The organism is Streptoverticillium olivoreticuli subsp. olivoreticuli (assembly GCF_003391135.1).
Classification (GTDB): domain Bacteria; phylum Actinomycetota; class Actinomycetes; order Streptomycetales; family Streptomycetaceae; genus Streptomyces; species Streptomyces blastmyceticus.
In genome coordinates, this window is the sequence record NZ_CP031455.1 from 2,440,583 (window position 1) to 2,453,629 (window position 13,047).

Here is a 13,047-nt window from a genome sequence, read left to right on the forward strand (position 1 = left end):
CCGGCGGCGGCCGGTGCTCCCCTCCCCCGCTGTCGTCGGGTGCTCAGTACCATCCGGCCGCGGTGACCGCTCGGACGATCTGTCCGGGAGTCAGCGACTTTGTGGTCGTAATCGACTGCATATGGGGTTTCCTTCGATCGTTTGGTGTCATGGGTGATCGCGGATCATCATGGGCGCCGGGCGGACCGCGCGGACCGCGACTCATGAGTGAAGAGGGAAACGGCAGATGGTGGAGCAGAGGGCGGAAGCCGACGGGGATCTGTCACCGAGAGACCTGCTGGCCGCGGAGATGCGACGGCTCAAGGGGGAGTCCCAGCTCAGTTACGGCCGGTTGGCCGACCGCACCCACTACAGCCGCTCGTCGTGGGAGCGGTTCCTCAACGGCAAGCAGCTGCCGACGCGCGTGGCCGTGGAGCAGTTCGCGGCGGCCGCGGGGAAGGAGGACCCGCGGGCCCTGCTCGCCCTGCTGGACGCCGCGACCGAGCGCGAACGGCGGCAGGACGAGGAACCCCCGAAGGCCGACGAGGCCACTGCGCCGGCGGCCGGACCGGCGGAGGCCGAGCGGCCCGCCCTGGACAGCGAGGATGACGGGAAACAGGAGCAGGAGAGCGCCGAAGGGGACGTCAAGGGCACGTGGAACAAGTGGGACAAGGGGCTCGCCGGCCGGCTGCTGCGCCGCGGCTATGCCCTCGGCCTCGTGGCCGCCGGTGCCACCGCCGGAAGTCTGGTGACGGTGGCCGTGCTCGGCGGAACCGGAACCGGTGCCGGTGACCCGGCCGCCCAGGGCGGCGCACCCCAGCCCGTCACCTCCCCGGCGGTCGCCCCGGCGGTCGCCCCGGCGGTCGGCGGCATCAAGCCCGGTTGCGAGGGGGACAGCTGTCTCAGCCGGGAGCCGCAGGCGATGGACTGCCACTGGGACGCGACGACGGTCCGGCAGACCTGGCTGCGCGGTCTGCACATCCAACTGCGGTACAGCACCGCCTGTGAGGCGGTGTGGGGGCGGATCGAGAACGGGACGGTCGGCGACTCCGTGACGATCAAGGACAAACGGGGACGCGAGGAGCAGGCCGCCATCAGGGTGGGCACGGACACCTACACCCGGATGCTCGCGGTCGCCGGGGACGCCCCGGACTCGGTGACGGTCTGCGGCACCATCCCCGACCAGCACGAGCGGGAGTGCTCACCGGTGGGCGCCGTCCAGCCCTGACGGAGTGCCATGTCACGCGTCCGGCACGGCGGTTCCCTGGTCTCCTGCGGGACGGCCCCTCCCGGGTTGTGACGAGAAACGTTATGGACCTTCTGATCTGATCCCGTCATCCTTCGGGGGCAACGCGGTCATCAGGAGGTCTGTCCGGCTCGCGGTGGGTCCGGCGCGGCAGGGTGGATCGCCCTGTCGACGGCATCGGATCGTATGCGAGAGTCAGGACACGAGAGATGAAGATGCAATGGCGCGGGACGAAGCTGCCGTTCGTCGTCGGCACGGTGTGCGCGGCGATGCTGGCACTGGCGGCCCCGGCGCAGGCCGGGACGGCCGACGGCGACCACGCCGGGACGCTGGCGGCGCTGAAGGCGTTCCAGTCGGCCGGGGGTCCGGGCGCGGGCATCCACGCCGGTGACGGAGCGGGTTCCTGGACGCTCTCCACCGGCACGGGCACCATCAACACGAATACGCCTCTCCAATCGACCGACCACTACCGCATAGGCAGCCAGACCAAGAGCTTCACCGCGGCCGTGGTGCTCCAGCTCGTCGACGAGGGCAAGGTCGCGCTCGACGCGCCGATCGAGCGCTACCTGCCCGGTGTCGTCGACGGCAACGGCTACGACGGCAACACCATCACCGTGCGGCAACTCCTCCAGCACACCAGCGGAATCGCCAGGTACGAGCCGCTGTTCACCTCGGCGCCCGCCAACCCCGACGGCTCGTACCCGATCGAAGCACTGGTGCGGGAAGCCCTGAAGGCGGCCCCGACCTCCGCGCCCGGCGGCACCTTCACTTACTCCAACGCCAACTATCTGATCCTCGGCATGCTCATCGAGAAGACGACCGGAATGCCGGTGTACAAGGCCGTCACGAGCCGGATCATCGCGCCGCTCGGCCTGACCGGGACCACCTTCCCGCGTCCGGGCGACCGCTCCCTGCCGGCCCCGGCCGTGCACGGATACCACGGCGTCCGGGTCGGCCCGTTCTTCTTCTGGACCGACGTGGTCAGCTATGACCCGTCCGTCTTCAACAGCGCCGGGGCGATCGTCTCGACCCAGGAGGACCTCACCGCCTTCTACCAGGCGCTGGCCGCGGGCAAGGTCGTCTCGCAGGCGACCCTGGGCGAGATGGAGAAGACCGTTCCCGTCGGTGCGGTGAACGGCCACGCCCTCGCCTACGGCCTCGGCCTCATCCGCTACGACCTGTCCTGCGGCGGCGTGGCCTGGGGACACGACGGCGAGGTGCCGGGCTACTACACGGAGACGCTCGTCACCGCGGACGGCCGCCACGCGTCCGTGGTGACCAACGCCCATCTCACGACCAACCCGCCCACCCCGCAGATGTACAAACTGCTGGACACCGCGCTCTGCGAGAACCGGTCCTAGCCGACCGGGTCCCGTCGCCCCTCCTCAGTCCCGGCGCAGGGATGCGAGGTAGTCGCGCAGGGTCCGGGCGGTGCGCTCGGCACTCCAGAGCTCGAGCACCTGGGGGTCCTCCGACGGCCGGGCGGCGGCGATGCGTTCGCGGGCGGGCCGGTGGAGCTGGTGCTTGGAGAAGGCGTAGACGTCGGGCGGAGTGGCGCAGAGCCCGTCCGCCCGGCGCAGCGCCGCGGCGAGCAGAGCGTCGGGCTCGACGATCTCGTGCACCAGGCCGATCGAGGCGGCCTGTTCCGGGGCGAGCCGGCCGGCCCCGAGCACCATCGCGTCCAGCGCCGGGCCTACGGCGTGGCGCATGATCTCCAGGGGCACCGTGGGGAACGGCACGCCCGCGGCGAGCTCGGCGAGCCCGATGGTGCCGCGCGACATGAGCCGGATGTCGCACGCGGCCGCCAGCACGCATCCGCCGGCCAGGGCGTGCCCGTTCACCGCGGCGACGACCGGCCTCGGATGCCCGAACAGGGCGAGCATCGCGAGGCTCAGCGCCGGGAGGAACTTCTCGACGTACGGCGGGCCGCCGTCGACGATCCGCTTCAGATCCACACCCGCCGAGAAGGACCGCCCGCTGCCGGTCAGCACGACGGCGCGGGCGTCGGCGACGGCGGCCAGGGTCGTCGGAACGGCGGTGAGCAACTCGAGATCCAGTGCGTTCACCGGTCCGTGGTCCAGGGTCAGGACGGCGATGCCGTCGTGGTCGGCTGTCTCGATCATCCGGCGGTCCTTCAGTCGTCGTAGCCGTCGAGGTCGGTGAGCAGGATCTTCGAGACCGTGTACGTGCCCTGCCCGGCCGCCACGAGTTTGCCGCTGTCGGCGTAGATGTCGCTGCGCGCGACGTACACGGTCTTCCCCGCGGAAACCACCTCGCCGATGGCGTGGATTCCCTCTTTCCGCACCGGCCGGATCAGGTTGATGTGATAGTCGACCGTGAGGACGCTGTAGGTCTCCTCCATCGAGTTGGCCGCCATGAACCCGGCGGTGTCCCCGACCTCGAACAGCATGGCGGCGTGCAGGAAGTCCGAGTTCTGCGTGAGATCGCCGTGGAACGGAATGGCCACGCGCGCGGCCCCGGCCTTCTCGATCGTGATCGTCTTGTTCAGGAATCGGGAGATCTTGCAGTTCATGCAACAGCGGGTGAGCTTCTCGAAATGTGTCGACGAAGAACCCATGGCGGTGCTCCTTCCGAATGCGAGGGCATGACTACGCGCGCGACACGACCAGGCCGGCGTTGATCCCGCCGAAGCCGGAGGCGTTGACCAGGCAACGGCGCACCTCGGTGGTGCGGGCTTCGCGGGCGATGTCCATGTCGGCGAACGCGGGATCGGGTTTTTCGAGCTTCAGGGTAGGGGGCACGGTCTGGTGGCGCAGCGCCATGAGTGCGGCAACGAGGTTCATCGGGCCGCTCGCGGCGAACGTATGCCCTGTGTGCCCCTTGAGCGAGGTGACGATCGGCTTCCGGCGGGCGTCCGCCGTCACGGACCGCAGTGCCTCGAGTTCGGCGGCATCGCCCTGGATCATGCCGGAGGCGTGCGCGAAGACGCAGTCGATCGCGTCCGGTCCCACCGCGGCGTCGGCGAGTGCGCCGGTCATGCAACGCGCGACGTGGCGGGGCGAGATGGCGGTGATGCCGTCGCAACCACCGTTCGTGGCGAAGCCGGTCAGTTCGCCGTGGACCACCGCGCCGCGCGCCTCGGCGTGGGCACGGTCCTCCAGCACGAAGACGGCGGCCGCCTCGCCGACGACCATGCCGTCCCGCTCGCGGTCGAACGGGCGGGGTGTGCTCGCCGGATCGTCGCGTCCGCTGAGAGCTCTCATCGCTTCGAAGCCGGAGTAGGTGATCGGAGTGGTCACCGCCTCTACCCCTCCGGCGAGTGCCCACGTACGGGCGCCGGACCGGATCGCGCGCATCGCCTGGCCCAGTGCCTGAGTGCCGCTCGCGCAAGCGCCGGCGATCGTCATCTGCTCCTCCTCGATCCCGTGGCGCAGCGCGATCGCGCTCGCCGCCATGTTCGGGATGAGGGAGGGGATCAGAAAGGGGCTGGTCCTGCGCACGCCCTGCTGCTCCTGCTTGAGCACGCCGGCCTCGATGCTGGGCAGGCCGCCCATCGCCACGCCGAGGAAGACGGCCCCGCCCGGTGGGCAACTCGGTGGCTCCTCCTCGGCGTTCCGGTCGTCCTCCGCCGCCGGAGGAAAGCTGTCCTCCAGTGCCCGGTCCGCGGCGAACAGCGCGTAGCGCACGAAAGCGCTCATGCGCTTGATCTCGAACTGGAAGGGGCCCGGCGGGAACGTCACGACGGCGTCGTCGATCTGGCCCGCACACCGGCTGCGGAAACGGCCGGGGTCGAAGCGCGTCAGCGGGACGATCCCCGAGCGGCCGCCGACGAGGCCTTGCCACAGGTCGTCGACCGTCGGGCCGAGCGGGCAGACCACCCCCATACCGGTCACCACTACGCTGCGTCGTGGCACTGTCGGGACCGCGTCACGCCGGCTGCTGGGGTGCGTCCTGCAGATCCCGTATGTAGGTCACGAGATCCCGCATCGTCCCGAACTTGTCCATGACGGACCCGTCGAACTCCAACCCGAAACAGTCCTCCATATAGAGAAGCAGCTCGACCATCTTGAGCGAGCTCATCCCCTCGATGGACGTGGCGAGATGCGAATCCGGAGCGAGATGGGAGACATCGGCTTCCACGAACTCGCCGATGTGCCCGACGATCTTCTCGAACAGCTCCTGATCCCTCTTCTCGTCATGCATCGTGCGCACCTCTCAATCGCTCGTGCTCGCGGTGAACCGTTCTTCGATCATCTTTCGGCACAGATGGCGCTGGATCTTGCCGCTGGTGGTCCGGGGAAGCATGGCTCGGCCGACCCAGTGGAAGGTGACGCCGCCGATGCCGAACGCCTCCGCGAGCGCGTCGCTCACCCGGCCGGTGACCTCCCGTCGGTCGCGGCCGTCGGCGAGCCGCTCGTCGAGCAGGAGGTGGAGCTGCTCGGTCCGCAGCGTCGGGTCGGGGATGCCGACCGCGACGACCGCCGGGGTACGCGGGCTCTCCGTGACGGCCTCCACGAACGTCTCCAGCTGGTCGGGGATGTAGTTGCGGCCCGCGATGATCACGATGTCCTTGCGGCGGCCGGTGACATACAGCTCTCCGTCGACCTGATATCCGAGGTCGCCCGTGCGCAGACAGCCGTCCGTCCGCTCGAGCCGATCGTCGGACGCGCTCGCCCGCGCGTCGCCCGGAGCCGCGAGGCAGCCGTCGATCACGCTGGGTCCGGACACCTCTATCTCGCCGATCTCACGGTCGGGCAGGGGCGCCCCGTCCGCGTCGACCACCCGCAGACGATGGCCGGGCAGCACCCGGCCCACGCACACCATGCTCGTGGTGTGCGGATCCGCGGCCGGGCGGGGCTCTGCACGTCCCCTCGCCGCGATCGCCTCCGTGTCGACCCGGTCGACCGAGTACGGCCGGCCGACGTCGGAGATGGTGACCGCGAGCGTCGCCTCCGCGAGCCCGTACACGGGCCTGAGCGTCGTTCCGGGCAGACCGAAACGGCCGAAAATCGCCTGGAACTCTCGCATCGTGCTCTCGTGCACCGGCTCCGCGCCGCACAGCGCGACACGCCAGGACGACAGATCGAGATCGTCCGGCGGGCGTCGCTTCGCGACTCGCGCGCAGATATGGAACGCGGAGCTCGGCGCGGGCGACAAAGTGCCCCGGTATCGGCTGATCCATTGCAGCCACGAGAGCGGGTTCCGCAGGAAGTTGACCGGGTCCGCCAGCACCATCGGGATGCGGGAGTGGAGCGCGTAGGAAATCCCGATGAGCCCCATGTCGTGGAACAGCGGAAGCCAACTCACCAGCGAATCATCGGCTTTGCCCCGGATCGCCTCTGCGATCGCACGGACATTGGCGACGATGTTGCCGTGCCGGACCACGGCCAGCTTCGGCGCGCCGGTCGAGCCGGAGGTCGCCTGAAGATGGGCGAGCGACGTCGGCGTCGCGCGCGGCGGGCCCATGTGGAGGGGTGAGCCGCGAAGGGCGTCCGGCGTCACGACCGGGATCGGCAGCGCCGGCGCGAGCGCGTTCTCCCACTCCGGGGACGCGACGACCCGCCTGGCCCGCGCGTGCTCGGCCAGCCCTCGGAGGTTTGCCGCGTAGTGCGCGATACGGCCGTCCATCGGCTCCGCCACGACGATCGGCACGACCCCGGCGTACAGACAGCCGAGATAGACCGAGAGGAAGTCACGCGAGGTGGGCAGGACGATGACGACGCGGTCCCCTTCCTCGATTCCATGCCTTTCGAGTCCGGCCACGGCCTGTCCGGCGAGGCGGTACACGTCCGCGCAGCCGAGTGCGAACTCCTCCCCGGATCTCTCGATCACACGGAACGCCAACCGGTCCGGAGTCCGGTCGGCGCTTTCGAGCAGCGCGTCGATGACGGTCTCCGGTCGATGACCTCCCGTCATCGGGCGTACCCCTTCACGAACTGCAGATCGGTGCGCTTGGAGGACCGCTCCAGCCAGGTACGGAGCTCGCCGTGCCGCGAGTCGAAGTCGGCCTTCAGCAAGTCCTCCTTCAGCGTCCCGGACGCCGTGTAGTACGGCTTCTCGAGCTCCTCCAGGAAGCGGATGTGGTGCTCCATGCCGGCCCGGCCGCGATCGACACTGAGCGAGTACGACTTGAGGCGCGCCCGCCGTTGCGGCCGCTGCTCGATTTCGAATGCCCGCTTGAAGAAGATCCCGTAGCTGTCGAGAATGCCGCGCTGCAGTTCACTGGGGCGCATATGGCGCGGGAAGATGCCGACGAACGAGTAATGCTGGTAGGTGGGCACCTCCATGATGATCCGGTGGTCCTCGATGTCCTGACGGGCCCCGTAGAGCAGGCCCTGGAACGGGTATTCGGCGAGGCATACGAAGACCGGGTGCATGATCCGCGCCTCGGCACACCAATACGCGGTGGCCTCGATCGCCCGGCGGTCCTGGACCTCCAGTCCGAAGATGATCGCGGAGTGAATGGCTATGTCGTTCTCGGCGAAGCGCAACAGGCGCCGGGTCTGCTCTGAGGGGTCGACACGCTTGTTGAACGCCTGCAGGACACTGGGGTCCTCCGACTCCACCCCGAGGCAGTATTCCTCGAATCCCGACCGCTTGAGGTCGAGGACCAGCTCCATGTCGTCGGCGTGGTTGACCCGGCTCATCGCGATGAATTTGTAGTCGCGGTCGCGGAACGTCTCGGCGATCTCACGGCAATATCCCTTGCGGGTCGTGAAGTTCAGATCCGTGACGTAGAAGCGGTTGCAGCCGGTCTGCCGATGGATGGCGTCCAGCTCGCTGCGCACGTCTTCCGCGGTCTTGGTGCGGAAGCGCCGTCCGAGCAGCCGGATCGCGTAGCAGAACGAGCAGTCGAACGGGCAGCCGCGCGACATCGAGACCGTTGCCCAGTGCAGCTTCGGCGCCCGCGCCAGGAACTTCGGATTGATCGCGTTGGCGATATTGCCGTAGCGGGCGATCTTGTTCAGCGTCAGCTCGCCATGGGCACCGATGTAGGCCAGGTTGTCGACGTCGGTGAGGGGGTCGCCGGCCTCCAGCGCCCTGATCAGCTGGACGGACGGGATCTCCCCCTCGGCGATCACCGCGTAGTCGGCGTAGCGCAAGGCCTCGTAGGGCGCGAACGCGGCGTGGGGCCCGCCCATGATCACCACACAGCCCGGACGCTTGTCGCGCCGGATCAGCTCCAGCGTCTCGATGTTCGACCAGAAGTGTGTCGCGAGCGCCGAGATCAGGATGTAGTCGTAGCTCGCGAGGGGGAAGTCCTCGGGCTTCTCGCCCCAGAACATCTGGCACATCTCGACCCGCGCGTCCGGATACTCCTGCTGGATGAACGAGGCGACGTAGTAGATGCCGTCGTTGTAGGTGGTCGCCAGCGTCGACGCGTCGGGATAGGCGTCGTGGAACCCCAGCTGGACGCAGAGGATGTTGAGGCTCTTCATGACTGGACCTGCGCCTCGTGGTGCCGGTGCGCGAGCTGCTTGCGCACCTTCTCCTTCATCTCCTGCTTGAGCTTGACGGCGATGCGGGTCGGATCGTTGACCCGGCGCTGGGCCCAGGCGAGCAGGTCGCGCGCTTCGTCGCGGTTCATCTTCGGGTGCTTCCACACCAGGTTGTACAGGTCGTGCTTGCTGAGATCCGGCTCGTCGATCAGATGCTCCATCTGCCGGTAGAGACGGGTGCCGTGGAACGGGGTCAGCAGCGTCAACTGGCAGGCGAACAGCCCTTCCTGGTTGAGCTGCTCGATGTCGAACTGCATGTCCTCGATGCTGTCCTCGGCGAACCCGACCATGAACGTGCCGAGCGCCCGGCGGCCATGGGTGATGAGCTCCTGCACCGTCTGCCTGACGTTGTAGACATCGTCGCGCTTCTTCACGTCGGCGACGTTCTTGTCGCGGTAGGACTCGATGCCGACGATCGCGCCGTCCATGTACCGGTCGGTGAGTTCGGGGATCCGGCCCCGGATCAGATCGGCGCGGGTCAGACAGATCCATGGCAGCTCGCGTTCCGCCAGGGCGTCCACGACCTGCTCCGCCAGCTGATTGGTGAGGAAGAAGCTCTCGTCGTAGATGATGACGTGCGCGACCTTCGCCTCCCTGTACGCGTCGAGCGCCGCGTACGTGTCCTCCATGAAGATGGCCTCTTCTTTGGGATTGAAGATCGGCGTCGAACAGAAAGTGCAACCGATGTTGCAGCCACGCTTGGAGTAGAGATATCCGACCGGCGAGCTGATGCCGCGGAAGCCGCTCTGTCCCAGCATCGCCGGATGCCGCACCCGCTCCAACGGCTTGCCGTAGACGTACTGATGGAGCGGCGACTCCCCCGCGCCTTTCACCAGCTTGGTGAAGTGACGATCGATGCCGGGCGTGAGGACGCCGTAGTTTCCGCCCCAGATCTCCGGCACGCCGGCCTCCCGCGCGGCTTCGGCCATCTCGACGGCGACCGGCGTGGACCAGGTGTAGAAGCTGATGCCCACCATGTCCCACGTCTCGGAATTCAGCGCGGTGAGATATTCCTGCCAGGTCGGATATTCAAGGATCTCGACGTCCGGCACATTGTGCTTGAGGAAGCGGAGACCCGTCGGCGGACATGTGACGGACAGCCGGTCCTCGAGGTCCACCGCACACGTCCAGGCCATGTATGTGTCGGTCCGGTCGTACCAGTTCCCGCCGATTCCATTCGGCTCGACCAACGCCTCTATGGGAGCAGTTGTCAGGAGCACCTTCTTCATCGCCGTCCCCCTCCACGTCACCGGTCCCGATCCGCGAACACCGGTCCCGCGCGGCCGCGCGGTGACCGTACTGGTGAGCGCTTCGGTCCTGGAAGGGTCCCATCTTTCGGCCCCGGCAGCCCCTCATCTTTTGCGTCAACCCGCCGCCTCGCCCATGAGGCGGCGGGTCATGACATGCCCTGGGTCAGGAGACGCGCTTCAGCTGCCAGGCGTTGTTGTTGAAGCTGGGGTTCGAGGAGTAGACGCAGCTGCTGCTGTAGTACGAACCGGTCTGGACCCAGCCCGCGGGCTGGTAGGTGGAGGCGCAGGCCTGGACCACGGTGCCGACGGGCAGGCCGGTGAGCTGCTTTATCTGCTTGATGTTCGGACTGAAGCTCTGTGTGCCGCAGTTGCTGCTGTAGCCCCAGCTGACGTCGACGAAGCCGGTCGGGGTGAGCGTGTTCGCACAGGAGGTGGTGACGTCACCGGGGGCGGCGTGGGCGGGCGCGGCGGTCAGGGCGAACATCGCCGCGGCGCCGGCGAGGGTCATGCACGTGGTGCGGAGGCGGGTCATGGGTGATGGCTCCTTTTGATCGCGGACGGCCGGTCGGGCCGAGAGCCATTCCTACGGGTAGATGATCAACCTCGGATAGCGACTTTCCGGCCTAAAGATCCACCGAGGGGTCGATGTCCGGGCGGCATGTGCTGTTCCGAGGCCGATGAGTTGACGGTGCGCGGGGCCGCCGCCGCGGTCCCGGCGCCTTCGTGATCGCATACCGGCCCTGCCGCCGGTCGCGCGCGAGTGGGCCCGCATCGCGGGATGGGGAGAGGCCGGTCCCCCGGGGCACCACCCCCGGGGGACCGCCCGTGCTGCGCTGGACCTGCCAGGGTCAACGACAGCGCTCTGTCCAGCCAGTGGCCGGTGACTGGCTAACGCGATAGTCCCGCACAGGATTCCCTACCCTCAGGGACCTTAACTCGAACTGACGGCGTTTTCCCTGATGTCGGGGAATATGGCGCGGGGATACGGACGCACGCCGCCGAGGGCCTCGATATTCCCTGCACACAGGGAAGTCGGGGCGCGGATCCTAGCACACGAATTCAGCACCCACCTGGCCGATCCGCCTGGCGGTACCCGTATTCCCACCATGGTCCGGGCTGTCAAGAGTGGGTCCCTACATGCAGGGACGAAGCGCGCGGGTACCCGCTCTGTCGGATACGCTTCTGGGCTACCCGAGTTCGCTCGTTCGGGGCGCTCGCTCACCACGGGCGCCGGTCCGGACCAACGGCCAAAGGTGAACTGGACCTGCCAAGTCACTTCACGGAGAAGTGGAGATCAACGGTGGACAGCGGAAACGCCGCATTCCTTGTCGCAGCGGTGACGATCTTTGCGATCATTGCGTTCGTCGTGGTCTACGCGATCAAACGCCTGGCCGGACAGCCGATGCGAATAGCGGCGACGATCGTCGCGCTGGCCACCCTGGTCGGCGCGATGGTGCCGCTGGTCGACGAGCTCCACACGATGCCCTCGGCGCCACCGCCGAGGCCGGTGTCCCCGGCGTCAGGGGTGGGGCGTTGAGCCGTCGACTTCCTCCGGACTGGATGGCGACGCTCAACGAGCGGGTGATACGGCAGGCCGAACGGGCGCGCTCCGTCCGCTTCTTCACCTCCCTGCCCGGGCCCGTACGGGACGCTCTCGGCGACCACCTGGTCAGCAGGCAGTACGGAAAGGGGGACCGGCTGCGCGGAGTCGCCCCGGGGGCGGGCGAAGTGCATTTCGTCCTGTCCGGCTGTGTGGCGGAACGGACCACGTCCGCGGGGTCCGCCACCTTGCGTTTCCGCGGGGCCGACTCCCTGCTCGGGGACGTGGAGATCGTCAACGAGGCGGCGGATCCGGCGGCGGCCGAATGCCTGACGACCACCTGGACCCTGTCCTGCGCGATGTCCCGGATGCGCATGCTCGCCGAGAGCGACATCTCCATCATGAAAGGCGTGGCCGCGAGTATCGCCGAACGCCTGGAGACGAATGACCGGGTGTACGCCAACTCCCGGCACTCGCCCATTCAGCGCGTCTGCACCCTGTTGCTGGAACTGCACCGGACGTCCGGCACGAGTTCCCGGCTGCTGCCCGATTCCTCGGTCGAGGTATCGGGACCGACCCAGGCGGAACTCGGTGAGGCCCTGATGCTCGGCCGGGCGACCATCGAGAACGTCATGGCGGAAATGCGCATGATGGGAATTCTGACGACCGGGCACCGCCATTACGCGGTCAAGCACGTCGACGTGCTGAGATCCCTCGCCGAGGGAAAGCTGACGTCGAAGGCCAAAGCGGGAAAGGGCCCGCCACCACCGCCGTCCCCCTTGCCCGAACTGCCGGAGCTGTAGGCCGTCCCGGCCGACGGGAACAGGGAGCGGGCCCCGCGCGAAGCCGCCCGGGGGAGCTACGAGGCCCTCCTTCGGGTGGTGGGGAGCAGGGTCAGATGCGTGCCCGGGCGGCCCGCGCGGCGGCCGTTGGCGGTGGGGTAGACGTCGACCGGGCCGGCCGGACGCCAGTGCAGGCCGAGGCGCTTCGCCGTGTACATCGCCTCGTCCGCGCCGCGCAGCAGGTCCGACAGCCCGGCACCGGGCCGACGGCCGACGCGGCACAGGCCGATCGACGCGCGGGGCGAGAGGGTGACGGCACCGGTGTCGAGCGGTGCGGAGAGCCGGGCCGAGAGGCCGTACGTCAGCTCGCCGTCCAGGTCGGCGTCCGGTGCGAGACGGACCACGGCGGTGTACTCGTCGCCGCCCAGCCGCGCCGCGAACCCGCCCCGTTCCCGGCACCACGCGTCGAGCCGCCGTCCGACCGCGGCGATGACCCGGTCGCCCACGGCGTGGCCGTGGGTGTCGTTGATCTGCTTGAAGCCGTTGAGGTCGAGGAGCAGCACGGCGGCGTCCGGGTGCTTGACGGCCCGCCGTGCCCGGGAGGTGAACTCATCGCGGCACATGAGGCCGGTGAGGGGGTCGGTGCGGGCGGTGCGGAGGCGGCGGACGAGGACGATCGCGTGTGCTGCCCAGCCGACGGTCGGCGCGGCTATGGGCAAGGCCTGGACGAGGAGGTTCATCGAGCACCTTCCGAACAGAGAGCTGGCCCGCCACGGCTTCGCGGACTCGG

The 13,047-nt window shown here is 68.5% G+C and carries 13 protein-coding genes; 4 read left to right on the forward strand and 9 right to left on the reverse strand.

Features of this window, described 5'->3' with window-relative positions:
* Positions 1-226 precede the first annotated feature (226 nt).
* The gene (locus tag DXZ73_RS10065) at positions 227-1,207 is read left to right on the forward strand and encodes a helix-turn-helix domain-containing protein (RefSeq protein ID WP_116210667.1); all 981 of its coding nucleotides are present in this window, start codon (positions 227-229) and stop codon (positions 1,205-1,207) included.
* Between the two features lie 227 nt (positions 1,208-1,434).
* The gene (locus tag DXZ73_RS10070; RefSeq protein ID WP_240351289.1) at positions 1,435-2,586 is read left to right on the forward strand and encodes a serine hydrolase domain-containing protein; all 1,152 of its coding nucleotides are present in this window, start codon (positions 1,435-1,437) and stop codon (positions 2,584-2,586) included.
* A gap of 24 nt (positions 2,587-2,610) precedes the next feature.
* Here DXZ73_RS10070 and DXZ73_RS10075 read toward each other — a convergent pair whose 3' ends face one another.
* From DXZ73_RS10075 to DXZ73_RS10110, 8 genes are all read right to left on the reverse strand, one after another.
* The gene (locus DXZ73_RS10075) at positions 2,611-3,348 is read right to left on the reverse strand and encodes an enoyl-CoA hydratase/isomerase family protein (protein WP_116210668.1); all 738 of its coding nucleotides are present in this window, start codon (positions 3,346-3,348) and stop codon (positions 2,611-2,613) included.
* Between the two features lie 11 nt (positions 3,349-3,359).
* Positions 3,360-3,803 carry a PaaI family thioesterase gene (locus tag DXZ73_RS10080; protein WP_116210669.1) on the reverse strand — a complete coding sequence of 148 codons (444 nt, stop codon included), beginning with the start codon at positions 3,801-3,803 and terminating at the stop codon, positions 3,360-3,362.
* Positions 3,804-3,834: 31 nt separating this feature from the next.
* Positions 3,835-5,100 (reverse strand): beta-ketoacyl-[acyl-carrier-protein] synthase family protein, encoded by a 1,266-nt coding sequence (locus tag DXZ73_RS10085; RefSeq protein ID WP_162890136.1) that lies wholly within the window; start codon positions 5,098-5,100, stop codon positions 3,835-3,837.
* Between the two features lie 13 nt (positions 5,101-5,113).
* On the reverse strand, positions 5,114-5,389 hold the full coding sequence (locus DXZ73_RS10090; RefSeq protein WP_116210671.1) for an acyl carrier protein: 276 nt from the start codon (positions 5,387-5,389) through the stop codon (positions 5,114-5,116).
* A gap of 12 nt (positions 5,390-5,401) precedes the next feature.
* Positions 5,402-7,102: an AMP-binding protein gene (locus DXZ73_RS10095; RefSeq protein WP_116210672.1), complete on the reverse strand. Its 1,701-nt coding sequence runs from the start codon at positions 7,100-7,102 to the stop codon at positions 5,402-5,404.
* A complete protein-coding gene (locus DXZ73_RS10100) occupies positions 7,099-8,625 on the reverse strand; it encodes a B12-binding domain-containing radical SAM protein (RefSeq protein WP_116210673.1) in 1,527 nt (508 codons plus the stop codon). The genes DXZ73_RS10095 and DXZ73_RS10100 overlap by 4 nt, the downstream gene beginning before the upstream one ends.
* Positions 8,622-9,914, reverse strand: coding sequence for a B12-binding domain-containing radical SAM protein (locus tag DXZ73_RS10105; RefSeq protein WP_116210674.1), 1,293 nt, complete (start codon positions 9,912-9,914; stop codon positions 8,622-8,624). Before DXZ73_RS10105 ends, DXZ73_RS10100 begins: the two co-directional genes overlap by 4 nt.
* 184 nt (positions 9,915-10,098) lie before the next feature.
* Positions 10,099-10,467 (reverse strand): hypothetical protein, encoded by a 369-nt coding sequence (locus DXZ73_RS10110; RefSeq protein WP_116210675.1) that lies wholly within the window; start codon positions 10,465-10,467, stop codon positions 10,099-10,101.
* A gap of 768 nt (positions 10,468-11,235) precedes the next feature.
* Here DXZ73_RS10110 and DXZ73_RS10115 point away from each other — a divergent pair.
* Both DXZ73_RS10115 and DXZ73_RS10120 read left to right on the forward strand, forming a co-directional pair.
* Complete coding sequence (locus tag DXZ73_RS10115) at positions 11,236-11,472, forward strand: hypothetical protein (protein ID WP_162890137.1); 237 nt, start codon at positions 11,236-11,238, stop codon at positions 11,470-11,472.
* On the forward strand, positions 11,469-12,278 hold the full coding sequence (locus tag DXZ73_RS10120) for a Crp/Fnr family transcriptional regulator (RefSeq protein WP_162890138.1): 810 nt from the start codon (positions 11,469-11,471) through the stop codon (positions 12,276-12,278). Before DXZ73_RS10115 ends, DXZ73_RS10120 begins: the two co-directional genes overlap by 4 nt.
* A gap of 56 nt (positions 12,279-12,334) precedes the next feature.
* Here DXZ73_RS10120 and DXZ73_RS10125 read toward each other — a convergent pair whose 3' ends face one another.
* Positions 12,335-12,997, reverse strand: coding sequence for a GGDEF domain-containing protein (locus DXZ73_RS10125; protein ID WP_116210678.1), 663 nt, complete (start codon positions 12,995-12,997; stop codon positions 12,335-12,337).
* Between the last annotated feature and the right edge of the window lie 50 nt (positions 12,998-13,047).